The sequence below is a fragment of the Streptomyces sp. NPDC047971 genome (assembly GCF_040653355.1).
In the GTDB taxonomy this organism is placed as follows: domain Bacteria; phylum Actinomycetota; class Actinomycetes; order Streptomycetales; family Streptomycetaceae; genus Streptomyces.
This window is the reverse complement of record NZ_JBEZNW010000005.1, coordinates 84533-109454: the sequence shown is the minus strand read 5'-3', so window position 1 is coordinate 109454 and position 24922 is coordinate 84533. Positions and strand designations below refer to the sequence as shown.

The 24922-nt window shown below is 73.1% G+C and carries 18 protein-coding genes; 11 read left to right on the top strand and 7 right to left on the bottom strand.

Annotated elements, in window-relative coordinates:
* Positions 1-6 precede the first annotated feature (6 nt).
* The 3 genes from AB0D99_RS07225 to AB0D99_RS07215 are packed head-to-tail and all read left to right on the top strand — an operon-like array spanning position 7 to position 2686.
* On the top strand, positions 7-855 hold the full coding sequence (locus AB0D99_RS07225) for a CoA-transferase (protein ID WP_362358161.1): 849 nt from the start codon (positions 7-9) through the stop codon (positions 853-855).
* Positions 852-1625 carry a CoA-transferase gene (locus AB0D99_RS07220; RefSeq protein WP_362357876.1) on the top strand — a complete coding sequence of 258 codons (774 nt, stop codon included), beginning with the start codon at positions 852-854 and terminating at the stop codon, positions 1623-1625. Before AB0D99_RS07225 ends, AB0D99_RS07220 begins: the two co-directional genes overlap by 4 nt.
* Positions 1622-2686 (top strand): nitronate monooxygenase, encoded by a 1065-nt coding sequence (locus AB0D99_RS07215; RefSeq protein ID WP_362357874.1) that lies wholly within the window; start codon positions 1622-1624, stop codon positions 2684-2686. The genes AB0D99_RS07220 and AB0D99_RS07215 overlap by 4 nt, the downstream gene beginning before the upstream one ends.
* A gap of 51 nt (positions 2687-2737) precedes the next feature.
* Here the strand turns inward: AB0D99_RS07215 and AB0D99_RS07210 are convergent, their stop codons facing one another.
* The 5 genes from AB0D99_RS07210 to AB0D99_RS07190 all read right to left on the bottom strand — a co-directional run bounded on the left by AB0D99_RS07210 (position 2738) and on the right by AB0D99_RS07190 (position 7115).
* A complete protein-coding gene (locus tag AB0D99_RS07210) occupies positions 2738-3133 on the bottom strand; it encodes a hypothetical protein (RefSeq protein WP_362357872.1) in 396 nt (131 codons plus the stop codon).
* Positions 3134-3344: 211 nt separating this feature from the next.
* Positions 3345-4502, bottom strand: a complete 1158-nt coding sequence (locus tag AB0D99_RS07205; protein ID WP_362357870.1) for an acetyl-CoA C-acetyltransferase — start codon at positions 4500-4502, stop codon at positions 3345-3347.
* Between the two features lie 33 nt (positions 4503-4535).
* Positions 4536-5126: a TetR/AcrR family transcriptional regulator gene (locus tag AB0D99_RS07200; protein ID WP_362357868.1), complete on the bottom strand. Its 591-nt coding sequence runs from the start codon at positions 5124-5126 to the stop codon at positions 4536-4538.
* A gap of 28 nt (positions 5127-5154) precedes the next feature.
* Positions 5155-5949: an SDR family oxidoreductase gene (locus AB0D99_RS07195; RefSeq protein ID WP_362357866.1), complete on the bottom strand. Its 795-nt coding sequence runs from the start codon at positions 5947-5949 to the stop codon at positions 5155-5157.
* The gene (locus AB0D99_RS07190) at positions 5946-7115 is read right to left on the bottom strand and encodes an acyl-CoA dehydrogenase family protein (protein ID WP_362357864.1); all 1170 of its coding nucleotides are present in this window, start codon (positions 7113-7115) and stop codon (positions 5946-5948) included. Before AB0D99_RS07190 ends, AB0D99_RS07195 begins: the two co-directional genes overlap by 4 nt.
* 45 nt (positions 7116-7160) lie before the next feature.
* Between AB0D99_RS07190 and AB0D99_RS07185 the strand changes: the two genes are divergently transcribed.
* The 8 genes from AB0D99_RS07185 to AB0D99_RS07150 all read left to right on the top strand — a co-directional run bounded on the left by AB0D99_RS07185 (position 7161) and on the right by AB0D99_RS07150 (position 22031).
* Positions 7161-8051 carry an enoyl-CoA hydratase gene (locus AB0D99_RS07185; protein WP_362357862.1) on the top strand — a complete coding sequence of 297 codons (891 nt, stop codon included), beginning with the start codon at positions 7161-7163 and terminating at the stop codon, positions 8049-8051.
* Complete coding sequence (locus AB0D99_RS07180) at positions 8051-9220, top strand: acyl-CoA dehydrogenase family protein (protein ID WP_362357861.1); 1170 nt, start codon at positions 8051-8053, stop codon at positions 9218-9220. Before AB0D99_RS07185 ends, AB0D99_RS07180 begins: the two co-directional genes overlap by 1 nt.
* Positions 9220-10206 (top strand): acyl-CoA dehydrogenase family protein, encoded by a 987-nt coding sequence (locus AB0D99_RS07175; protein WP_362357859.1) that lies wholly within the window; start codon positions 9220-9222, stop codon positions 10204-10206. Before AB0D99_RS07180 ends, AB0D99_RS07175 begins: the two co-directional genes overlap by 1 nt.
* A 40-nt stretch (positions 10207-10246) precedes the next feature.
* Positions 10247-11320, top strand: a complete 1074-nt coding sequence (locus tag AB0D99_RS07170; protein WP_362357857.1) for an acyl-CoA dehydrogenase family protein — start codon at positions 10247-10249, stop codon at positions 11318-11320.
* 233 nt (positions 11321-11553) lie between these two features.
* Positions 11554-14109, top strand: coding sequence for a S8 family serine peptidase (locus AB0D99_RS07165; RefSeq protein ID WP_362357855.1), 2556 nt, complete (start codon positions 11554-11556; stop codon positions 14107-14109).
* Positions 14109-17039: a VCBS repeat-containing protein gene (locus tag AB0D99_RS07160; protein ID WP_362357853.1), complete on the top strand. Its 2931-nt coding sequence runs from the start codon at positions 14109-14111 to the stop codon at positions 17037-17039. Before AB0D99_RS07165 ends, AB0D99_RS07160 begins: the two co-directional genes overlap by 1 nt.
* 84 nt (positions 17040-17123) lie before the next feature.
* Positions 17124-20468: an AAA family ATPase gene (locus tag AB0D99_RS07155; RefSeq protein WP_362357851.1), complete on the top strand. Its 3345-nt coding sequence runs from the start codon at positions 17124-17126 to the stop codon at positions 20466-20468.
* A 306-nt stretch (positions 20469-20774) separates the two neighbouring features.
* Positions 20775-22031, top strand: coding sequence for an extracellular solute-binding protein (locus AB0D99_RS07150; RefSeq protein WP_362357849.1), 1257 nt, complete (start codon positions 20775-20777; stop codon positions 22029-22031).
* Positions 22032-22257: 226 nt separating this feature from the next.
* Here AB0D99_RS07150 and AB0D99_RS07145 read toward each other — a convergent pair whose 3' ends face one another.
* Entirely contained in the window at positions 22258-23523 is a 1266-nt protein-coding gene (locus tag AB0D99_RS07145; protein WP_362357847.1) for an MFS transporter, read from the bottom strand.
* Positions 23520-24896 (bottom strand): GH1 family beta-glucosidase, encoded by a 1377-nt coding sequence (locus tag AB0D99_RS07140; RefSeq protein WP_362357845.1) that lies wholly within the window; start codon positions 24894-24896, stop codon positions 23520-23522. The genes AB0D99_RS07145 and AB0D99_RS07140 overlap by 4 nt, the downstream gene beginning before the upstream one ends.
* Positions 24897-24922: the final 26 nt, after the last annotated feature.

Below are 24922 nucleotides of genomic sequence, written 5' to 3'. Positions count from 1 at the left end.
AAGACGATGACCGCCGACGAGGTCGTCGGCAGGCTCCGGAGCGGGATGACGATCGGCATCGGCGGATGGGGGTCCCGGCGCAAGCCGATGGCACTGGTACGGGCCCTGCTGCGGTCCGACGTCACCGATCTGACGGTGGTCTCGTACGGCGGCCCGGACGTCGGGCTGCTGGCCGCCGCCGGAAAGATCCGCAAGCTCGTCGCGGCCTTCGCCACGCTCGACTCCGTCCCGCTGGAGCCGCACTTCGGCGCGGCCCGGCAGCGCGGCGCCTTCGAGCTGGTGGAGCTGGACGAGGCCATGGTCATGTGGGGCCTGACCGCCGCCGTGCACCGGCTGCCCTTCATGCCCATCCGGGCCGGGCTCGCCTCGGACGTGATGACCGTCAATCCGTCGCTGCGGACGGTCACCTCCCCGTACGGGGACCGCGAGGAGCTCGTCGCCGTCCCCGCGTTGCGCCTCGACGCCGCGCTGGTCCACCTCAACCGTGCCGACGCGCACGGCAACGGCCAGTACCTGGGTGCCGATCCCTACTTCGACGACCTGTTCTGCGAGGCCGCCGACAGCGCGTACGTCTCCTGCGAGCGGATCGTGGAGACCTCGGAGCTGCTCAAGGACGCGGGACCGCAGTCGCTGCTGGTCAAGCGCGCCTTCGTCGACGGTGTCGTCGAGACCCCGAACGGCGCGCACTTCACCTCCTGCGCCCCCGACCACGACCGGGACGAGACCTTCCAGCGCGCCTACGTCGCCGCGGCCCGGGACCCGGAGGCGTGGCGGTCCTTCACCGCCCGGTTCCTGTCCGGCGACGAGGACGCCTACCAGGCCGCGGTCGCGGCGTTCCACGAGGAGGAAGCATGAGCGGCACCGACACGACCCTGACGGCGACGCGGGCCGAGTACTGCGTCGTCGCCTGTGCCGAGGCATGGCGTGACGCGGGAGAGGTCCTGGCCAGCCCGATGGGCACCGTCCCGATGATCGGCGCCCGGCTCGCGAAACTCACCTTCTCCCCCGACCTGCTGCTCACCGACGGCGAGGCGCTCCTCATCGGCGACGTGCCCGCCGTCGGCGGCGCTCCCCGGGTCGTGGAGGGCTGGCTCCCGTACCGACAGCACCTGGCCCTGGTCGCCACCGGCCGTCGGCACGTGATGATGGGCGCGAGCCAGCTCGACCGGTACGGCAACCAGAACATCAGCTGCATCGGCGAGTGGGAGCGGCCGACGCGACAGCTCCTCGGCGTGCGGGGGGCTCCCGTCAACACCCTGAACAACCCGACCAGTTACTGGGTCCCCAAGCACTCGACGCGTGTCTTCGTCGAGCGGGTCGACATGGTCTGCGGCGTCGGCTACGACCGGGCCGCGGCGGCCGGCCCCTCCGCGACGCGCTACCACCGTCTCCCGGATGTCATCAGCGACCTGGGCGTCTTCGACTTCGAGACCCCGGACCGCACCATGCGCCTGCGCTCGCTCCACCCCGGCGTCACCGTCGAACAGGTCACGGAGGCGACCGGCTTCGCGCTGACCGTCCCCGACGACGTGCCGTACACCCGCGAGCCCACCGCCGAGGAACTGCGACTGATCCGTGAGGAGATCGATCCGAAGGGGCTGCGCGACCGCGAGGTCCGCTCATGAGCGACATCACCATCCCCACCGCGCTCACCGAGTTGGTCGGGGTGCGCCACCCCGTCGTCCAGACCGGCATGGGGTGGGTGGCCGGTCCCCGTCTGGTCTCCGCGACCGCCAACGCCGGGGCGCTCGGAATCCTGGCCTCGGCGACGATGACCGTCGAACAGCTCCGCTCCGCGGTGCGCGAGGTCAGGTCCCGTACGGACGCGCCGTTCGGCGTGAATCTGCGTGCGGACGCCGGGGACGCGGCGCAGCGCGTGCGGATCATCATCGACGAGGGGGTGAGGGTGGCCTCGTTCGCGCTGGCCCCGTCCCGCGAGCTGATCGAGCGGCTCAAGGAGGCGGGGGTCGTCGTCATCCCCTCCGTCGGCGCCAGACGGCACGCCGAGAAGGTCGCCGCCTGGGGCGCCGACGCGGTGATCGTGCAGGGCGGCGAGGGCGGCGGCCACACCGGCAGCGTCGCCACCACCGTTCTGCTGCCGCAGGTCGTGGACGCCGTGGACATCCCGGTCGTCGCGGCCGGCGGCTTCCACGACGGGCGGGGTCTGGTCGCGGCCCTGGCCTACGGCGCGGCCGGGATCGCCATGGGCACGCGCTTCCTGCTCACCTCCGACAGCACGGTCCCCGACACGGTGCAGGCCCGCTACCTCGCCGCGACGGTGAAGGACGTCACCGTCACCACGAAGGTGGACGGACTCCCGCACCGGATGCTGCGCACGGAGCTGGTCGACGCGCTGGAGCGCTCGGGCCGCGCGGCCTCGCTGCTGCGGGCGGTGCGGCATGCCGCGGCGTTCCGCCGCGAGTCCGGCATGACCTGGGCGGAGATGGTCCGCGACGGTCTGGCGATGAAGCACGGCAAGGATCTGACGTGGAGTCAGATCCTGCTGGCCGCCAACACCCCCGTGATGCTCAAGGCGTCCATGGTGGACGGCCGCACCGATCTCGGGGTGATGGCCTCGGGGCAGGTCGCCGGGGTGATCGAGGATCTGCCGTCCTGCGCCGAACTCGTCGACCGCCTGATGGCCGAGGCACGCGCCACCCTCGACGCCCTGCCTGCGGCGGGCTGAACCGCCACGCCCGACGCCGCGCCGTCACGGACGGTCGGCGCGCCGCAGCGCTCACGGCGTGAGTCTGCGGTAGGCGGCGCGGGCGTGGGCGAGGCGGGCGGCGGCCGTCCCGATGACGGCCGCCGCGAACAGGCAGGCGAGGCGTCCGGCATCGTGCGGTGCCGTCCAGGAGAGCCGGCCCATGGGCGGGATGGCGAAGCCGTTGAGAATGACCCAGCACAGCAGGGCGGTGCCGGGTGCGGCGGTGAGGCGGGCTCCCGTGCTCACGAGCGCGGCGATCACCGACAGGGCGATGAGATCGAGGGTCGGGTCGCCCTGGTGGTCGAGGAGGTTGAAGGCGGTGACCAGGGCCAGGGCTCCGGCCGACGTGACGGCCCAGACCGACGGTGTGGCGGCCGGGCCGGGGACGGGACGGGGCCCTCCCCCCATCGGTCTCCACTCCAGCATGCATGCCTCCTCCGGTCCCGGCCCCGCCGTTGGGGCCCTCGACATGGTGCACCACGGGCGCGCGATCACCCGAATCGCACGACGTCGCGCACCTCGGAGTCGGGGGCGGACGACCGAGGCGAGCGCAGGAGCGCGGGGAGTGCCGGAGGGCGGGGAGTGCCGGAGGGCGGGGAGTGCCGGAGGGCGGCAGCTGCCGGTGGCCCCCGGAGCGTCAGAGACGCTCGATGATCGTCACGTTCGCCTGGCCGCCGCCCTCGCACATCGTCTGCAGGCCGAAGCGGCCGCCGGTGCGCTCCAGTTCGTGCAGCAGCGTGGTCGTCAGCTTGGTGCCGGTCGCACCGAGCGGGTGACCGAGGGCGATGGCGCCGCCGTTGACGTTGACCTTCTCCGGGTCGGCGCCGGTCTCCTTCAGCCAGGCGAGGACGACCGACGCGAACGCCTCGTTGATCTCCACCAGGTCGATGTCGTCGAGCGTCATCCCGGCCTTCTTCAGCGCGTACGCCGTCGCCGGGATGGGCGCGGACAGCATGCGGATCGGGTCCTCGCCCCGCACCGACAGATGGTGGACCCGGGCGCGGGGGGTCAGTCCGTGTTCGCGTACGGCGCGCTCCGAGGCGATCAGCATCGCCGAGGCCCCGTCGGAGACCTGCGAGGAGACCGCGGCGGTCAGCCGGCCGCCTTCGACCAGCGGCTTCAGAGCGGCCATCTTCTCCAGCGTGGTGTCGCGGCGCGGGCCCTCGTCGGTGGTGACGTCGCCGTAGGCGACGATCTCCCGGTCGAAGCGGCCCTCGTCGATGGCACGGGCGGCCCGCAGGTGCGAGCGCAGGGCGAACTCCTCCATGTCCCGTCGGGAGATGTCCCACTTGGCGGCGATGAGCTCGGCGCCGTGGAACTGGTTGACCGGCTGGTCGCCGTAGCGGGCGCGCCAGCCCTCGGAGCCGGCGTAGGGACCGTCGGTCAGTCCGAGCGGGTCGGCGGCCTGGCGGCTGGCGAAGGCGATGGGGATCATCGACATGTTCTGCACGCCGCCGGCGACCACCAGGTCCTGGGTGCCGGACAGGACGCCCTGTGCGGCGAAGTGCAGGGCCTGCTGGGAGGAGCCGCACTGCCGGTCCACGGTCACGCCGGGCACCTCCTCGGGCAGTCCGGCGGCGAGCCAGCAGGTGCGGGCGATGTCGCCGGCCTGCGGGCCGACGGTGTCCAGGCAGCCGAGGACGACGTCCTCGACGGCGGCCGGGTCGGCGCCCGAGCGCTCCATCAGCGCCTTGAGCACATGTGCTCCGAGGTCGGCCGGGTGGACGGCGGACAGCCCGCCGTTCCGCCTGCCGACCGGGGTCCGCACCGCTTCGACGATGTATGCCTCGGCCATGGTCGCTCCTTCTACGATGTCTATTTTGTCAGGTCATGTACGGAGGGCGATGCCCTCCAGCACCATCGACAGGTACTGGCGGGCGATCTCCTCCGGGCCGTGCCGGCCGGACGGCCGGTACCAGGAGGCGGCGACCCACACGGTGTCGCGCACGAAGCGGTAGGTGAGCCGGACGTCGAGGTCGGCCCGGAAGACTCCCGCGGCGACCCCGCGCTCCAGGGTCTCCAGCCAGGCCTTCTCGAACCCGCGCTGCGAGTCGACGAGGTAGCCGAAGCGCGGCTGGTCCTGGAGGTGCCGGGACTCCTTCTGGAAGATGGCGACGGCGGCGCGGTGCCGGTCGATCTCCCGGAAGGACTCGGTGACGAGGGCCTCGATGGTCTCCCGGGGGCCGAGCCCGGCGGCGAGGACGGCGTCGTACCCGTCCCACAGCTCCGTCAGGAAGGACGAGAGGATCTCGTCGAGCATCGAGTCCTTGGAGTCGAAGTGGTAGTAGAGGCTGCCCGCGAGCATGCCCGCCGCGTCGGCGATCTCCCGGACCGTGGTGGCGTTGTACCCCTGGGCGGCGAACACCTCGGCCGCGACGGCGAGGATCGCCTCGCGTCGCGCGGGCGCCGGGTTCACCATGGCGCTCCTCCTGTCCGCCGGCCTCGGCTCACGCGTGCTGGCTGCTGACGGAGAGGACCTCTCCGGTGAGGTACGAGGAGTAGCCGCTGGCCAGGAAGACGATCACGTTGGCCACCTCCCACGGCTCCGCGTAGCGCCCGAACGCCTCGCGTTCGGTGAGCTCGGCGAGGAGGTCCGCGGAGGTGACCTTCACCAGGTGCGGGTGCATGGCCAGGCTCGGGGAGACGGCGTTGACCCGGACCCCGTACGCGGCGGCCTCCAGGGCGGCGCAGCGGGTGAGGGCCATCACGCCGGCCTTGGCGGCGGCGTAGTGGGCCTGCCCCTTCTGGGCGCGCCAGCCGATCACCGAGGCGTTGTTGACGACGACTCCCCCGGCGCCGGCGTCCTTCATCCGGCGCAGCGCGGCGCGGGTGCAGCGGAACGTTCCGTTCAGGGTGACGTCGAGGACCTTGTCCCACTGCTCGTCGACCATGTCGACGAGTTCGGCGGTGCCGCCGAGGCCCGCGTTGTTGACGACGATGTCGAGGCGTCCGTGGCGCTCCACGGCCAGGTCGAACAGGGCGGCGACCTGGGTCTCGTCGGTGACGTCGCAGGCCAGGGCGGCGACGCGGTCGGCGCCGAACTCCGCGGCGAGCTCGGCCTCGGACTCCGTCAGCCTGCGGGCGTGGGCGTCGGAGACGACGACCCGCGCGCCTTCCTCCAGGAGGCGCCTGGCGGTCGCGCCGCCGATGCCCGCCCCCGCGGCGGCGGTGACCACGGCGGTGCGGCCGGCGAGCAGGCCGTGGCCCGGCACGTATGCCGGAGGTGTGTGGGGGGTGGTCACGGGCGGACCTCCTTGGGCAGGCCGAGGACGCGCTCGGCGATGATGTTGCGCTGGATCTCGTTGGAGCCGGCGTAGATGGTGTCGGAGCGGGAGAAGAGGTACAGCCGCTGCCAGTCGGTGAGGTCGTAGGGCTCGCCGGCGGCCAGCATGCCGGCGGCGCCGCAGACGTCCATGGCGAGCTCGCCCAGCTCCCGGTGCCAGGTGGCCCAGAAGATCTTCCCGATGGACGCCTCGGGACCGGGCGCCCCGGACGCCACTGCGCCGAGCATGCGAAGGGCGTTGCACCGGATGGTCTCCAGGCCGATCCAGGCACGGGCGATCCGGTCGCGGATGAGCGGATCGGCGGCCGCGCCGTTGCGCTTGGCCAGCTCGATGACGGCCTCCAGCTCGCGTCGGAAGCCGACCTGCTGGCCGAGGGTGGACACGCCCCGCTCGAAGCCGAGGGTGGCCATCGCCACCCGCCAGCCGTCGCCGGGGTCGCCGACGACGTGGGAGGCGTGGGTGCGGGCCCCGTCGAAGAACACCTCGTTGAACTCCGAGGTCCCGGTCAGCTGGACGATCGGCCTGATCTCGACACCTGGCTGGTCCAGGGGGACGAGGAGGTAGGACAGGCCCCGGTGGCGGGTCGACCCGGGCTCGGTGCGGGCGACGACGAAGCACCAGTCGGCTTCGTGCGCGAGTGAGGTCCACACCTTCTGCCCGGTGACCACCCACTCTCCCCCGTCCTCCCGCTCGGCGCGGGTCCGGACGTTGGCCAGGTCCGAACCCGCGTCCGGCTCCGAGTAGCCCTGGCACCACAGCTCCTCGACGGCCACGATCGGCGGGAGGAAGCGCTCGCGCTGGGCGGGTGTGCCGAAGGCGATGAGGGTGGGCCCGAGGAGCTGTTCGCCGATGTGGCTGACGCGGGCGGGGGCGTCGGCGAGGGCGTACTCCTCGTGGAAGGCGACCTGCTGTTCCAGCGTGGCGCCCCGGCCTCCGTACTCCTTGGGCCATCCGACACAGGTCCACCCCGCGCCGGCCATGTGGCGTTCCCAGGCGAGGCGTTCGGCGTGCGCCTCGTGTTCCCGCCCGGGTCCGCCGCGCCCGCGCAGGGCGGCGAACTCCCCCGTGAGATGGGTCCGCAGCCAGCCGCGCACCTCTCTGCGGAACTCCTCGACGTTGCTCATGGCCGTACGTTAACCTACCAAACACTTGTTAGGGAAGGAGGGCGGATGTCCGCTGCCCGCACCGCATCCACGGAACCTGTCCGCTACGCACGCCAAGGCCCGGTGGCCTTCGTCACGATGGACCGGCCCGACTACCGCAACGCCCAGAACTCCGCGATGACCTACGCCCTCGACCGCGCCTTCTACCGCGCGGCCGACGACGACGAGGTCAAGGTCGTCGTGCTCGCCGGAGCGGGGAAGCACTTCTCCGCCGGACACGACATAGGCACCCCCGAGCGGGACGCCCACCTGCCGTTCGACCGCAGGGCCGGACTCTGGTGGGACCACTCGGACAAGCGGGGCGCCGAGAGCCGCTTCGCCCGCGAGTCCGAGGTCTACCTGGGCATGTGCCGGCGCTGGCGCGAACTGCCCAAACCGATGGTCGCGTCCGTGCAGGGCGCCTGCGTCGCCGGCGGCCTGATGCTCGCCTGGGTGTGCGACCTCATCGTCGCCGCCGAGGACGCGTTCTTCGCCGACCCGGTGGTCCGCATGGGCATCCCCGGCGTCGAGTACTTCGCCCACCCCTGGGTGATGCCACCGCGCATCGCCAAGGAGTTCCTGTACACGGGCGACCGCATGGGCGCCCGCCGCGCCTACGAGGTCGGCATGGTCAACCGGGTCGTCCCGACGGCGGAGCTGACCGAGCGGACCATGGAACTGGCGGCCAGGATCGCCGAGATGCCCCGCATGGGCCTGGCCCTCACCAAGCGCGCCGTCAACCAGGCCGAGGACCTGCAAGGTCTGCACACCGGCATGGACTCGGTCTTCGGGCTGCACCACCTGGCGCACGCGCACAACGTCGAGACCGCCCCCGACGCCCTGGGCGGCATGGACATTCGCTCGATGCGGCGGCACTCCGCGGAGCGACCCCCCTATCCCCAGGAGGCGGGAGCCTGATGGACCTCGACTTCTCCGCGGCGGAGGAAGCCTTCCGGGCCGAGGCCCGCGCCTGGCTCGCCGCCCACGTACCCCGCTCCCCCCTGCCCTCCCTGGAGACGGAGGAGGGCTTCGCCGCTCACCGGGAGTGGGAGCGGACCCTGTTCGCGGACCGCTGGTCGGTGGTCTCCTGGCCCGAGGAGTACGGCGGCCGGGGCGCGTCGATCCTCCGGTGGCTGATCTTCGAGGAGGAGTACTACGCGGCGGGCGCCCCCGGCCGGGTCAGCCAGAACGGCATCAACCTGCTGGCCCCCACCCTCTTCGAGCACGGCACCGCCGAACAGCGCGCCAGCGTCCTGCCCGCCATGGCCGGCGGCGAGGTCGTCTGGGCCCAGGCATGGTCCGAGCCGGAATCGGGCTCCGACCTCGCCTCGCTGCGCTCCACGGCCGAACGGACCGAAGGCGGCTGGCTCGTGAGCGGCCAGAAGACCTGGTCGTCCCGGGCGGCCTTCGCCGACCGCGCCTTCGGACTGTTCCGCAGCGACCCCTCCGCCGGAAGACCCCACCAGGGCCTGACCTACCTGATGTTCCCGCTGGACGCCGACGGGGTGACCGTACGGCCCATCGGGCGCCTCGACGGCAAGCCCGCCTTCGCCGAACTCTTCCTCGACGGCGTCTTCGTGCCCGACGAGGACGTGATCGGCGAGCCGGGACAGGGCTGGCGGGTCGCGATGAGCACCGCGGGCAACGAACGGGGGCTGACCCTGCGCAGCCCGGGCCGCTTCACCGCCGCCGCCGAACGCCTGACCGGGCTGTGGCGGGAGAACGCCGACCCGTCCGACACCTCCCTGCGCGACCGGGTCGCCGACGCGGTCATCGGCGCCCGCGCCTACCGCCTCTTCACCTACGCCAACGCCTCCCGGATCGCCGCCGGAGGGACGATCGGCGCCGAGTCGAGCCTCAACAAGGTCTTCTGGTCCGAACTCGACATCGCGCTCCACGAGACCGCCCTCGACCTCCTCGGACCGTACGGCGAACTGTCCGACGAGGCCGAGGACGCACCCGCACACGGGGGTTGGGCCGAGGGCCACACCTTCTCCCTCGCCGGCCCCATCTACGCCGGCACGAACGAGATCCAGCGCGACATCATCGCCGAGCGGCTGCTCGGCCTCCCGAAGGGACGCCGGTGATGCGGTTCCTCCTCGACGACGAACAGCGGGAGTTCGCCCGCTCCCTGCGCTCCATGCTCACCGCGGCCGACACCCCCGGAGCGGTACGGGCCTGGGCGACCGGGGACACCGCGCTCGGCCGCACCCTCTGGACGCGGATCGCGGAAGCCGGAGTCTTCGCCCTCGCCGTACCGGAACGGCACGACGGCCTGGGACCGCTCCCGGTCGAACTGACCGTCGCCTTCACCGAGCTGGGCCGGCACGCGGTGCCCGGCCCGCTGGTGGAGACCGTCGCGGCCGCCGCTCTCCTCGACCGTCTCGGGGACGCGGGGGCAGCGGCCTGGCTGCCGCAGATCGCCGCCGGGAAGGCCGTCGTCTCGCTCTGCTTTCCGGCCGTCGGCGGCCCCTACGCCCTGGATCCGGACGCCGCCGACGCCGTACTCCTCGTCGAGGGCGACACCGTACGCCTGGCGCGGGCCGCGGGACCGGTCCAGCCCTCGGCCGACCCCGCGCGCCGGCTTGCCCGTCCGCTCGGCGGCACCGTCCTGGCACGGGGCCCGGCGGTCGCCTCGGCGGCCGCGCACGCCGCCGATGTCGCCGCGCTGGCCACCGCCGCGCAGTCCCTCGGCCTCGGCCGCGCCCTCCTCGACCGGACCGTCGAGTACGTCGGGCAGCGCACCCAGTTCGGCGTCCCCATCGGCTCGTTCCAGGCGGTCAAGCACCGCCTGGCCGACACGCTCATCGCCCTGGAGTTCGCTCAGCCCCTGGTCGCGTCCGCGGCGCTGGCCCTGGCGCGCGCAGCGGACCACGCGTCCGCCGAGATCGCCGCGGCGAAGGTCACGGCGGGCGAGGCCGCGTACGCGGCGGCCCGCACGGCCCTGCAGCTCCACGGGGCCGTCGGCTACACGGAGGAGCTGGACCTGGCCCTGTGGATCCGCAAGGCCCGTCCCCTCCGCGACGCCTGGGGCACCCCCGCCGCCTGCCGGGCCCGGGTCCTCGCGCGCTGAGCGGCGCGGACCGGGCCCGACAACGAGAAGGAGCAGAAGCGTGAGGCTGACGGAGGAACAGGAAGAGCTGCGGGCCGCGGTGCGGGGCGTACTCGGACGACATGCGGGGGACGCGGCCTGGCGGCCGCTGACGGGGCAGATCGGGGTCGCGGGGCTCGCCGTCCCGGAGAAGTACGGCGGGGCGGGGTGCGGAGCCCGCGAGGTCGGCGTGGTGATGGAGGAACTGGGCCGGGAGCTGAGTCCCGTCCCCTACCTCGGCTCCGCGGTGCTCGTGGTGCAGGCCCTGCTCACGGCCGACGACGAGACGGCCCGTACGCGCCTGCTGCCGGGACTCGCCTCGGGCTCCGTGGTGGGGGCCCTCGCCTGGGCCGAGCACGGTTCCTGGGACCCGGCCGCCGTGCGGGCCGAGGCCGCCCCGGGGCCCGGCGGGAGCTGGCGGATCACCGGCGCGAAGGAGCACGTCCTGGACGGTGCGACGGCCGAGGTGCTGCTCGTGGCGGCCCGATCGGGAGCGGGAGTCTCGCTCTTCGAGGTGTCCGCGGACGGCACGGGCGTGCACCGCGAGGCGTCGGTGACGATGGACTCCACCCGTCCGCAGGCGCGCGTGGTGCTCACCGGGGCCGAGGCCCGGCTCGTCGGAGCGGAGGGTGACGGCGGCCGGGTGCTGTCGCGAGCACTGGACCTGGCCTGCGCGGCGCTCGCCGCCGAGCAGGTCGGAGCCGCCTCGCGCTGCCTGGAGCTCACGCTCGCCTACGCCCGGGAGCGGATCCAGTTCGGCCGGCCCATCGGCTCCTTCCAGGCGGTGAAGCACCGCCTCGCGGACGCGTACGTCCTGGTGGAATCGGCGCGTTCGGCCGCGCTCGGCGCCGCCTTCGCGGCGGCCGCCGACTCCCCGGACCTGGCCCGCCTCGCGGCCGGGGCCAAGTCGGCCTGCTCGGAGGCGTTCTCGGCGGTGGCGGGCGAGATGATCCAGCTGCACGGCGGCATCGGCATCACCTGGGAGCACGACGCCCACCGCTACTTCAAGCGCGCGCACGGCTCGGCCCAGCTCTTCGGCCCGCCGGCCTGGCACCGCGCCCGCCTGGCAGCCGAGCTGGGCCTCCCCGCGACGTGACCACACGGGTCCCGGCCGTCGCGTACCCGAGCGGTACGGCCGGACCCGTGGCACCGGCCGCCCTCACGGGTGCGTCCGGCGAGGGAGCGGCGCCGGACTTCGGCGCTCACCGGCCCGGGCGCCGACGCGTTCCGGTGAGCGCCCGGGACCCGGGCCGGGCGCTGTAATGCCCGAGTAACGGCGCCTGCCTAGCGTCGGGCTCCCCCGAAGCGTTCCTGGAGGAGCAACCCCCGATGCACCTGCCCCAACCCCCCTGGCGTCGACACGCCGTCCTGGCGGCGGCCGCCCTCACCGCGGCGGCACTGCTGACCGCCCCGACACCCGCGGCCGCCGCCCCGCCGTCCCCGAAGATCGACGCCACCGTGCTGGACGCCGTGGACGGCGGCGGTCAGGCGTCCTTCTTCGTCCTGCTCAAGGACCGGGCGGACCTCTCCGCCGCCGGGAAGAAGCGCTCGCATGCCGCCAAGGCCGAGGCCGCGTACGGCGAGCTGCGCGCCCACGCGGAGACCAGTCAGCGTGCGCTGCGCTCCTTCCTCGACACGAGGAGGATCGGACACCAGGACTTCTGGATCGCCAACGCCGTCAAGGTCACGGGCGACGAGAAGCTGGTGAACCAGCTGGCGGAACGCGCCGACGTCGCCTCGATCGTCCCGACGCGGACCTACCACCTCGACGGCGTCGCGGCGGCCGACGGAAGGACCTCGTCCTCCCGGACGGCCACGGACGGCACCGCCGCCGAGGGCACACCGGAGTGGGGTGTCGCCGACATCAACGCCGACGACGTCTGGAAGCAGTACGACGACCGGGGCGAGGGCATCGTCATCGCCAACATCGACTCCGGTGTGCAGTACGACCACCCCGATCTCGTCGCCAACTACCGCGGCAACAAGGGCGACGGCTCCTTCTCGCACGACTACAACTTCTACGACCCGACCGGCGAGTGCGGCGCCACCGGTGTCCCGTGCGACAACAACGGTCACGGCACCCACACCATGGGCACCATGGTCGGCGCGAACGGCATCGGCGTGGCGCCGAACGCCACCTGGATGGCCGCCAAGGGCTGTGAGACCTCTTCCTGTTCCGACGAGTCCCTGCTCGCGGCGGGCCAGTGGATTCTCGCGCCGACCGACCACAACGGGCAGAACCCGCGCCCGGACCTCGCGCCGAACATCGTCAACAACTCCTGGGGCGGCGGCGACACGACGTTCTACCAGGACATCGTCGAAGCCTGGAACGCCGCGGGCATCTTCGAGGCGTTCGCGGCGGGCAACGACGGTGACGGCAGAACCTGCTCCACCGCGCACGCGCCGGGCTCCCAGGCTCCCTCCTACGGCGTCGGCGCCTACGACTCCACCGGCAGGATCGCCTCGTTCTCCGGATTCGGGCCCTCGCTGGTCGACGGTTCGGCGAAGCCGAACATCTCCGCGCCCGGTGTCGACGTCCGCTCCACCTGGCCGGGCTCGACGTACCGGAGCTCGAACGGTACGTCGATGGCCACGCCGCACGTCGCCGGGGCCGTGGCCCTGCTGTGGTCGGCCGCCCCTTCGCTGATCGGCGACATCGACGGGACCCGCGCGCTCCTCGGCGAGGGCGCACGCGACGTCGACGACACCCACTGCGGCGGCACCGCCGGCATGAACAACGTGTGGGGCGAGGGCAAGCTCGACATCCTCGCCTCCGTCGACAGGGCTCCGCACACCGCGGCCACCGTCACCGGCACGGTCACGGACGCGGCCACCGGCTCGGCGCTGCCCGGCGTCACCGTCACGGCGGCCGACACCGCCGGCTCCACCCGTACGGTCACCACCGGCACGGACGGCGCCTACCGGCTGCCGCTGCCCGCCGGCACGTACTCCTTCACGTTCGGCGGCTACGGCTACGCGACCGGCTCGGCGACCGGCGTCGTCCTCGCCGACAGCCAGACGTTCACGCAGGACATCGCCCTGACCGCGGTCCCCGCGCACATGGTCTCCGGCACCGTCGTCGACGTCACCGGCAAGGCGCTGACGGGTGCGCGGGTCGAGCTCGCCGGCGTCCCGCTCGACGCCGTCACCACCGACGCGAAGGGCCGGTACTCCTTCGCCGAGGTCGCCGAGGGCTCCTACCGCCTGACGGTGAAGCCCGCTGCCCCGGTCCTGTGCAACGGCGTCCACACCGGCACCGCTCAGGTCGGCTCCACGGACCTGACGATGAACGTACGGCTCCCCCACCGCACCGACGGCTCGGGCAACTCCTGCGCACCCGCCGCGTACGCGTGGATCGCGGGCACGAAGAAGGTCGCCCTGTCCGGTGACGAGGACTCCGCCACCGTCGCGCTGCCCTTCCCCGTGCAGCACTACGGCGTCTCCTACACCTCCGTCTCCGTCACCACCGACGGGCTGGTGAACTTCCTGTCCTCCCGGGTCGGCGACTACAACAACACCGCGCTGCCGACGACCGGCGTCAACGGTGTCAAGGGCGTCATCGCCCCGCTGTGGGACGACCTGACGGTGGACAGGAAGTCCTCCGTACAGACGGCCGTCAACGGCACCGCGGGCAGCCGCACCTTCGCCATCGTCTGGAACGACGCCGCCTACGCGAACGGCACTTCGGGCCGCTCCACCTTCGAGGTGGTCTTCCACGAGGCCGACGGGGCCGTGACCCTGCAGTACCGGTCGGTCGCCGACAAGGGCGCGGGCGCCACCGTCGGCATCGCGGACCAGTCCGGCGCCGAGGCCCTGCAGTACGCGTACAACCAGCCGGTCCTGACCGCGGGCACCGCCGTCCGCTTCACCCGAGGAGCCAAGTGATGACCGCCCACCACCCCCGGCGGGCCCCGCGGCTCGCGTCCGCCCTGGTCGCGGCGGGCCTGTGCCTGACCGCCGCCCCGCAGGCCCTGGCCTCCGACGACAGCGGCTCGGCGATGAAGCTGACCAGCGCCGAGGCCGAGACCCTGGCCGCCCATGTGGCCCTCGACCCCTACGAGAAGGCCGAGGACACCACCGAGGCGAACACCGAGCCGGCCGGCGGCGCCGCCGACACGGCTTCCGCCGACGGCGCGCGGCTGGACGCGTCCGCCGACGTCGATCCGGCCACCAAGGTCACGATGACCGCGACATCCACGCTGGAAGGCGTGCGCGGCATGGGCGCCACCGTGCCGATCGGCGACAAGGGCGACTACTTCTCGGTCACCAGCATGGGTTACGTGCAGCGCCACACCGCCGACGGCGCCGAGGTGTGGGCCCGCACCAGCAGTTCGCTCTTCACGGACTGGCAGGTCAAGCCGCTCCAGGTGTGGCGGGTCGAGCCGTACCCGGCACAGATCCTGATGGGCTACAACGCGGTCTCGCCCTTCTCCGCCAACTCGGACTCCGGTTACGCGGCCGGTGACCTGAGCGGCGACGGCGTCCCGGACTTCGTCTTCTCGGCGCAGGTGGGCACGAACCCGTATCCCCGTCCCTTCTCGTCTCCGGGTTCGTCGCTCAGCACCGGCACGTTCGTGACGGTGCTCGACGGCCGGACGGGTACGACGGTCTGGTCGAAGCTCTTCAACCGGGCCTCCATGGTCACGATCGTCGACGGCACGCTCCTCATCGCCGACGCGCCCCGGATGAGCGGCGACGCCAAGGTCCCGGCCGACGCCACGGCCACCCTGACCGGAATCCGCTTCTCGTCCGCGGACGGCGGACTGACCCCGTCGCAGACCTGGACGTACGACACCGGGGAAGCCCGGCGGGCGAACTGGGGCGACATCCAGGACCTCGGCGACGGCAGGGTCGCCGTCTCCTGGAACCTGCGCAAGGCCACCGGCGTCGCCGCCCGCGGACGCACCCTCGTCCTCGACGTGACGGACGGCTCGGTCGCCTGGCAGACGGACAGCCCACTCTACAGCCGTCAACTGCGCCTGGACGCAGGCCGCGAGAGGCTCGTCGCGATCGAGCAGGCGGACGCCACCGACGCCGTGCGCTACGAGGTCGCGGCCTACACGCTGAAGTCCGGTGACCGTGCCACCCTGGACGGCCGGGACAACGTGGTCCCCACCGCCCTGACGGTCGGCGACCTCACCGGCAGGTCCGGTGACGAGTACGCGGTCGCCGAGTCCTCGCTCGACGAGAACCTGTGGATCAACGCCTCCACCGTCCGTGTCGTCGACGGCTCCGCCCCGGGCACACCGCTCTGGTCGAACACGATCAAGCGGGACTCCGCCAACGGCAAGGACGGGGCCGGCGTCTGGGGACTGGAGGTGGCCGACGGCATGCTGGTCACCTCCGCCCAGGACGACCGCGAGATCGACGGCGCCGGCAACCGCGGCGGCTCGCGCTACGGGTCCCTGACCGTGTTCTCCGGCAAGGGCACCGTCACGTGGCAGCAGAAGGGCGTCGCCGCCGCGCCGATGTACCAGGACGTCTACAGCGACGGCCGGGGCACGCACGTACGGGTGGTGGACCAGTCGGAGAACATCCGGACGTACAGGCTCGGCAACGGCAAGGCGGAGCAGGTCACACCCCTGCGGGGCGACATCGGCCTCGCCAAGGGCGCGGATCTGAACAAGGACGGCAGGACCGACCTGGTCATGGGCGGTTCGTCGAACGGCGTGTGGGCCTACTCCGGCCCGTCGCTGGTGAACGGCGGCAAGCCGGAGAAGCTGTGGCAGGCCACCCTGCCCGGCGCGGTCCACGACATCCAGACCGGTGACGTCGACGGCGACGGCAGGACCGAGATCGTGGTCGCGGCCGACACGGCGACGGTCGTCCTCGACGGGAGGACCGGCAGGACGCGCGCCACGATCGACGGCGGCGGCCAGTTCGTCAGGTCGGCCCAGCTGGCCGACCTGGACGGCGACGCCGCGCTGGACATCCTCGTCCCGACCGACGCGCTGCGCGCGTACCGCGGCGACGGACGCGCCCTGTGGACGTACAGCGCGCCCAAGAGCGCGGGCGCCGTGCGCTTCGCCGACGCCTCGGTGGGCGACGGACGGGTGTACGCCTCGTACGCGAGCCTCCACGCCTTCGACCTGACCTCGCCCGTGACGGGCGCGGTCGGGCTCGACGCCAGGAACGGCAGGACCCGCTGGGCCGACGCGCCGAAGGCCCCGAACACCGCCGTCGGCGGCATCCGCACGGTCATCCCCAACGCGGGCGTCTTCGCCTCCGAGGAGATCCCCTACGCCGACGGGCACGCGGTCGTCTACACATGGGCCGTCACCGCACCCATCACGTGGGACTCGGACGCCCTCAGCCCGCAGAACCACTTCGAGATCCGCGACGGCCGCACCGGCGAGGTGCTGCACACCTGGACCTCGGGCGGTCTGTGGACGCACTTCAGCTTCTTCGCCGAGGACGGGGTGCTGTACCAGGGCGGCACGGCGTCGTTCCGGCGCTTCCGGGCGAACGGTGACGACACGAAGCAGGGTGTCAGCCCACAGTCGTACGGTGGCGGCTTCCTGACCGGCCCCGGCGGGCGGCGACTCCTGGTCGCCGGTTCCGAGGCCGGCCTGTACCTCTGGGACCCGAGCATCTTCGAGTCCGAGGACACCTGGGCGCCCTCGGTCGGAAGCATCGGCGCCCTCATGGGTGCCCGGAACCACTTCGCGGGCGACCTGGACGGGGACGGCGTCGACGAGGTGCTGTCGCTGAACAGCGACGACAACGGGATGGACCGCATGGCCGAGGAGTTCGGCGGCGGCTACCTGGTGACCGACAACGGCATCCACCAGGTGAAGACGTACAAGCTCTCCTGAACACGGGCGGAGTGACCGGCCGAACCGTGGACCCCCTGGTGCGCCCAGGGGGTCCACGGCGTCCTCGGTTAGAGTGACGCCCTCATGAGCGCACGTCGGACGACCCGGAGCGAAGCCGGTGCTCCGCTGCTGCGTCTGCACCTTTTCGGAGGGTTCAGGGCCACGCGTGACGGTGGTCCCGCGCTCCCCGAACGCTGGCCCCGGCCCGGGGCCCGGGCTCTGGTGAAGCTGCTCGCCGTCGTCCCCGGCCACCGGCTCCACCGCGAACAGGCCATGGAGATCTGCTGGCCCGACGCCGACGCCCAGGCCGCCGCGGGCAGTCTCCGGGTCGCCCTGCACGCCGCCCGGCACGCCCTCGAACCCGAACTGGCCCCCCGCGCCGCCTCCTCCTACCTGGTGTCCGACGGGGGACTCCTGCGCCTCGACCCGGCGACCGTCTGGATCGACGCCGACGACGCCGAGACCGCGGCCCGCACCGCGCTCGCCGACGGCGGGACGGACCGGCTGACCGCCGCCCTCGACCGGTTCACGGGCGAGATGCTCCCTGAGGACCGCTTCGCCCCGTGGGCCGACGACCGGCGCGGCCGGCTCGGGCTGCTGCGCGAGCGACTCCTGCTGGCGCTCGCCGAGGCGCACCTGGAACGGGGCGCCGCGGCCGACGCGGCGGCCGCGGCCGAGCAGGTCCTCGCGATCAGCCCGGCCGAGGAGCTGGCCCACCGCGTCCTGATCGACGCCTGGCTGCGCCAGGGGCTGCGTCGACGCGCCGTGCACCAGTACCACGTGTGCCGCGAGGTGCTCGACACGACGCTGGGGATCAGGCCGGGGCCGGAGACGGAGCGGCTGCACCGGGCGGCGCTGGCCGCCGCGCCCGCTCCCGTCCCGGCCGCCCCGCCGCTCCCGGCTCCGCTGCGGGCCAGGAGCGCGGAGCCTCCGCTGCGAGGCCGCGACGACTGGCTCGACCGGCTTCTCGCGGCGGGCGGCCCGCCGGTCACCCTGCTCACCGGCGAGGCGGGCGTGGGCAAGACCCGGCTGGTGGGCGAGGTGGCGCGGCGGGCCGCCGCGGCCGGGTCCGCCGTCCTGTGGGGCGGCGGCCAGGACGCCGAAGGACACACCCCGTACGGGGCGTTCGCCGAGGCTCTCGAGGGCTGGCTCGCCGAGCACAGTGCCTCCGAGCGCGCGCGGGTCGGCGCCGAGTACCCCGAACTGGCCGCCTTCCTGCCGTCGCTCGGACAGGTGGGCACGTCCGGCGTGCGCAGCCCCGAGGAGGAGCGGGACCGGCTGTTCCGGGCGAGTGCGGCGCTGCTCGGCGACCTGGCCGCGGTGCGCCCGGTGCTGGTGGTGCTCGACGACCTGCATGCCGCCGACACCGGCTCGTGCCAGCTGCTCGGCCATCTCGCCCGGCGGGCCGTCCAGCGCGGAGCGGCTCTGCGGTTCCTGGGGACCTACCGCGAGGAGGAGCTTCCCGACGGCGACCGGCGCCGCTCGATCGTGGCCTCGCTGCAGCGCCAGCACCTGGCCGTGCGCGAGGAACTGGGACGCCTCGACAGGGAGGCGTGCCTGTCGGTCGTGCGCGACGCCGGCGCGGATCTCGGCCGTGGCGAGCGGGCCGACCGGGTGTGGGAACTCTCCCTCGGCAACCCGCTGTTCGCCCTGGAGCTGGCCCGTGGTCCGGCCGGTGGTCCGGCCCGTGGTGAGTCGGGCAGCGCCCCCGTGGGGGTGCGGGAGTTGGTCGCCGAGCGGTTCACCCGCCTCGACACGGACGTGCGCCGGATCGTCGAGGCGCTCGCGGTGGCCGGCGGTGACGTCGCGTTGTCCGAACTGCTCGACGTCGCCGAGCGCGGGCTGCATCCGCCGGTGTCCGGCGCCGCGGCGACCGACGCCCTGGAACGTGCCATCGCCGCCTCGCTGGTCGAGGAACGGCAGGTGGTGGTGGCCGGGCGGCCCGAGGCGGGCATGGCCTTCCGGCATCCGCTGGTCCGGCTGACCTGCTACGAGCAGCTCGCCGTCGTCCGCCGCAGGCAGCTGCACGCCGCCTTCGCGCAGGCGGTGCGGCGACGACGCCCCGACGCCGTCGACACCCTGGCCTCGCACTTCGCCCGCGCCGACGACCCGCGTGCGGCCGAGTACCTGCGGCTGGCGGCCGAGCGGGCCGCTGCCCTGTACGCGAACGACACGGCCGACCGCTACTACCGGGATCTGGTGGCCCGGCTCGATGTCGACGCGGCCCGGGCCCGGCTCGCCCACGCCCATGTCCTGCGCAGAATGGGCCACTTCGAACAGGCCGCCGCCACCGTGCGGCTCTCCCTCGCCGAGTTCGAGCGGCGCGGCGCCCACGACGACGCCGTGCTGGCGGCGGCACTGCTCGCCGAGACGCTCGTCAAGACGAGCGCGCCCGAGTCCGGCCGCCGCACGCTGCGGGAGCACCCCGTGACGGCGGACACCGCGCCGGAACCCGCCGCGGCCCACTTCCTCGCCCTGGCGGTCGTCCGCTGTGTCCAGGGGCGGTACTGGGCCGGAGCCGAGGCGGCCCGCCAGGCCCTGGCGGCGGCTCGGAACGTCCCGGGAGCGCGCGGACAGGGGCTGGTGGCCCGCGCCTTCGCCCTGCAGGCCGCCAATCTGGGGCTCGCGGGCCGCTTCGACCAGGCACGGGAGGCGGGCGACCAGGCCCTGGCACCGGCCGAGGCGTACGGCGACCCGACCCTGCTCGGCTCGGTCCTGTCGACGCTCCGCGAGAACGCTCGGCGGGCCGGCCGGCTGTGGGAGGCCGTCGACATCGGGTCCCGCGCGCTCGGCCTGGCCGAACGGTCCGGTGATCCGACCGCCGCCGCGTTCGAGCGGTTGAACCTCGCCGAACTGCGGCTGCTGCTGGGGGAACCCGAGCCGGCCCGCGCCCTCGCCGAGCAGGCCGTGGCGGGCGCGGAGGCGTATGACGCGTGGTGCCTTCCGTACGCACTCGCGACCATGGCGCGCGTGACGATGTTCTCCGGAGACGCGTCGCAGGCCACGGTCCTCCTGGACCGTGCGGAGGCCGCGGCCGGCGCGGTCGGGGACCGGCAGGCGGAGCACGAGGTCCGCACGGCACGCGCCGAACTCGCGCTGCACGCGCGTCGTCCGGACGACGCGCTGCGCGCCCTGGGGGGACACACCGGCGAGGCGCCGGTGCTGGCGGCCTGGGCGGAGCTCCTGTCGGGGCGCGCGGAAGCCGCGCTGCGGCTCGCACGCGCCGAGGTGGCCCGGGCAGAACGGACCGGGGAACGCCTCGTCGAGGTGGAGGCGCGGATCGCCCTGGGGACGACGCTGTCCCGGCTCGCCCGGCCGACCGAGGGCGTGCGGGAGCTGACGCGCGCGCGGGCGCTGGCCGGGCAGCTGCCGTATCCGGCCGGGACGCGCAGGGCCGCCCGGGCGAGCGCCCTGTTCGGCGAGGCGTAGCGCGGCCGCGCCGCGGTCACCGGGCCGGGGCGCGACCGTCCGAGCGCCGGCGGCGGTGACGGCGTGGTGTCGCCCGTCCGTGCGTCAATGCTCCGCATCGGAGTCGCCCTGGACAGGGTGGAGGGTTCTACGCGTGTCCGGTGAAGCACCGGTATATCGAAAGACACCATGCGAATTCGCCCCGGTTGGAGCTATGGCCATAACCCGCCGGTAGGGGGCGCAATTCGTCTCTGACCAGGAGAGAATTCCGGGCGCACTGTCCAAAAAGAGCAAGAGGAAAGATCCGTGCGACCAAGACTCTTCGGCATGACCGCCTCCGTGGCCGCAATCGGGCTCCTGGGCGGCCTCGTCACCGCCTGCGGCTCGTCCGGGAGTGACGGGACGACGTTGCGCCTGGTGGCCCCGGAGTACGGCGCCGGTCCGGCGACGAGTTCCCAGGCGTACTGGGACAAGGTGACCGCCGCCTTCGCCGCCGCCAATCCCGGCAAGAAGGTGGAGGTGACGCTCTACCCGTGGGCCGACGTCGACCGCGAGGTCACGCGCATGGTCGAGGAGGGCAACGCCCCTGACGTGGCGCTGATGGGCGCCTACTCCGACTTCGCCGCGCAGGACCGCCTCTACGCCGCGAGCGAGGTGCTGTCGATCCGGGCGGAGGCGAACTTCCTGCCGCCGCTCGCGGACGCGGGTTCGGTCGACGGCACGCTCTACGGCCTGCCCTTCGTGGCCAGCAGCCGGCTGCTCTTCTACAACGAGGAGCTGTTCGAGGAGGCCGGCGCGGAGCCGCCGAAGACGTGGTCGGACCTGAAGGACGCGGCCGTCGCCCTGAAGGACGAGGGCGTGCTCTACCCGTACGCGCTGCCGCTCGGTCCCGAGGAGGCGCATGCCGAAGCGCTGATCTGGGAGCTGAGCAACGGCGGCGGATACACCGACACCAACGGCCGGTACAGCATCGCGTCCGAGCGGAACACGCAGACCTTCCGCTGGATCAAGGAGAACCTGGTCGTGCCGGGTCTGACCGGTCCGGTCCCGCCGGCCGAGCTCAACCGGCAGGACGCCTTCGCCGCCTTCGTGCGCGGTGACGTCGGCATGGTCAACGGCTATCCCTCGCTCCTGCACGAGGCGCGGGCCAAGGGTGTGAAGGTGGGCACCCTGACCATGCCGGTGTCGGACACGCTGGACGCCAGGGAGGCCCCGCCGGCGGCGGGCGTCGCCGACTGGATGATGGCCTTCAAGCGCGACGGGAACCGCCAACTGGTGGGTTCTTTTCTGGACTTCGTCTACGAGGACAAGAACCTCAGCGAGTTCGCCGGCCGCTACCACCTGTTGCCGTCGACGGTCTCCGCCACGCAGGCGTCCCGCTACGCCTCGACGGATCCCAGCGCGGAACAGTTCCTGACCGCGTTGCGCACCGCCCAGCTGTACCCGGTCAACGACCCGTCCTGGCTTCAGATCAGCAATACGATCAAGCGGAACATCGGCAAGGCGGTCGCGCCCTCGGCCGAGCCGAAGGTGGTGCTGGAGAACATCGCCCAGCAGGCCCGGGACATCGCCCAGCCGCGGTAGCGAACGGGGAATCCGCCGGGCATCGATTCCGCCGTTGGTTCCTCCGTGCGCACTCCACTTTCTCCCGCGTCATTTCCGAGGCGGCAACCGGCCGTACGGCGTCGACCGGACGCCTTTCCCGTCGTTTCCGGAGCACTCACGAGGTGCGCGGGACGACGACCGGCTCGGCCGGACCCACGACCCGCGGGACATCGGGGCCGACGCCAGGAGTCCGCGGGCACTCGCCTCAGGGGACCGCGCGGATGCGGCGGACCAGGACGGAGCCCGCGAGGGCGAGTGCGGCCGCGAGGGCGTACAGGGCGGTGTACCCGCCGAAGTGGGTGACGACCGGGGCCGCGACCACGGGGGCCAGTACCTGGGGCAGGGCGTTGGCGATGTTGATCACACCGAGGTCCTTGCCACGGTCCGCCTCCGCCGGCAGCACGTCGGTGAGCAGGGCGAAGTCGACGGCCGTGTACACCCCGAAGCCGAGGCCGAGCACCAGCGAGGCGACGACCGCGCCGGTCCACGTCTGCCAGACGGCGAGCAGCAGGGTGGCCGCGGCGATGACGAGACCCGACCAGATCACGTAGGGCTTCCGACGGCCGCTGCGGTCCGACCGGATGCCGCTGATCACCACGGTGGACAGCAGGGTGAGCGCGTTGAGCGCGGTGAGGATCAGTACGCCGTTGTCCGCGTCGCCCTCGTAGCGCACGGCGTCGGTGAGGTAGTAGAGCAGGTACATCGTGCTGATGGAGTACGACAGGTTCATCAGGAACCGGGTGAGCCAGGCCCACCCGAAGTCGGGGTGGCGGCGCGGGTCGATCCAGAAGCCGCCGAGGAACGTCCGCCACCGGAAGGCCGGCCGGGCCGCGACGGCGAGCGGGGTGTCGCGCCGCATGAGGACGTACGGGACGGCCGCGAGCACCGAGAAGACCGCGCAGGCGAGGTATCCGGCGCTCACCCCGCCCGCGGCCGTGGCCAGCGCGGTACCCACCAGGATGCCGCCGACCTGTGAGACGCCGAGCCAGCCGCCGACCAGGCCGCGCTGCCGCCGCGGCACCTGGTCGGGGACGGCCGCGGTCAGCGCGGCGAAGGCGGCGTTGAGGGCGAGCTGGACCAGGCACCATCCGGCGATCACGGTCGTGACGCTCCGCGCCCCGGCGAGGACGAGCAGCCCGGCCGCCCCGCCCGCCACTCCCGCGACCACCCAGGGGATGCGCCGGCCCACGGACGCCGTCGTCCGGTCGGAGAGCGCGCCGAAGACGGGGTTGGCGACCATCGACACGGCCGCCCCCACCCCCGTCACCAGGGCGAGGGTGGCGGTCTTGTGCTCGGGGGTCAGCTGCTCGGCCTGGCGTGCCAGGAGAAGTTGCAGGGGGCCGAACCAGCCGACCCAGACGCCCAGGTTGGCGAGTGACAGCGCGCTCACCCACCGCGCGCCGACCGAGGTGCCGGACGTGGGGGCGGGCTCTGCCGCGGTTCCCCCCGCCGCCGTTCCCTCAGTGGTCATCTGCCGCTCTTGATCAGGTCGCGGTACCAGGCGTACGACGCCTTGGGCGTCCGCGCCAGCGTCTCGTAGTCGACGTGGACGAGCCCGAACCGCTGCCGGTACCCCTCCGCCCACTCGAAGTTGTCGAGGATCGACCAGATGAAGTACCCCCGTACGTCGGCGCCCTCCGTCATCGCCTGGTGCAGCGCGCGCACATGGCCGTCGTGGTACGCGATGCGGCGGGCGTCGTCGATCCGCCCCGTCTCGGGGTCGGGGCCGTCGCCGTACGAGCAGCCGTTCTCGGTGATGTAGAGGGGCGGCAGGCGGTCGCCGTAGCGCTCGCGCATGGTGGCGAGCAGTTCGCGCAGTCCCTCCGGGACCACCGGCCAGCCGAAGTCGGTGAGTTCGCGTCCTTCGATCTGCCGGACAGCGAAGGGGAGGTCCGCGGGGATCTCGATGCCGCCGAAGGAGGTGTCGGCGTCGGTGGCCGGTCGCGGGGCGCCGACGAGCATCGGGTTGTAGTAGTTGATGCCGTACCAGTCCAGGGGGGCCGAGATCGTCTTGAGGTCCTCCGCCACCGGGCCGGGGAGGAGCGAGGCCAGGCCCTCGTCGGGGTAGGCGCCGGTGAGGACGGGGTCGGCGAAGAGACGGTTCGTGAGGGTGTCGTACAGCTCGGCGGCCGCCCGGTCGTCGTCGCCGTCACCGGCGGCCCAGACGGGACTGTGCGAGGCGGCGATGCCGATCCGGCGGGCGCCCGAGGCGCGCAGGGCCTGTACCGCCAGCCCGTGGCCGAGGAGTTGGTGGTGGGCCGCGGGCAGGGCGTCGAACACGAGACTCCGGCCGGGGGCGTGCTCACCGAGGCCGTATCCGAGGAGGGTGACCTCGGCGGGCTCGTTGATGGTGATCCACATGGGCACGCGGTCGGCGAGCCGCTCGGCGACCACGGAGGCGTAGTCCGCGAACCGCTGGGGCGTGTTCCGGTCGAGCCAGCCGCCCCGCTTCTCCAGGGCGAGGGGGGTGTCCCAGTGGAAGAGGGTGGGCACCGGGGCGATCCCCGAGGCGCACAGCTCGTCGACGAGCCGGTCGTAGAAGTCCAGCCCCTTGTCATTGACCGGGCCGTGGCCGTCGGGCAGGACGCGGGACCAGGAGACGGAGAACCGGTAGGCGCCGACGCCCAGTCGGGCCATCAGCGCCACGTCCTCGGGATAGCGCCGGTAGTGGTCGGTGGCCACCTCCGCGTGCGAGCCGTCCTTGACGCGTCCCGGTTCCGCGGTGAAGGCGTCCCAGCTGGAGGGGCCGCGGCCGTCGGCCGTGAGCGAGCCCTCGATCTGGAAGGCGGAGGCGGAGACTCCCCAGAGGAAGTCGGCCGGGAACGCGGGTACGGGCGCTGTCATGGGGGCTCGTTTCGGTCGCCGGGTGC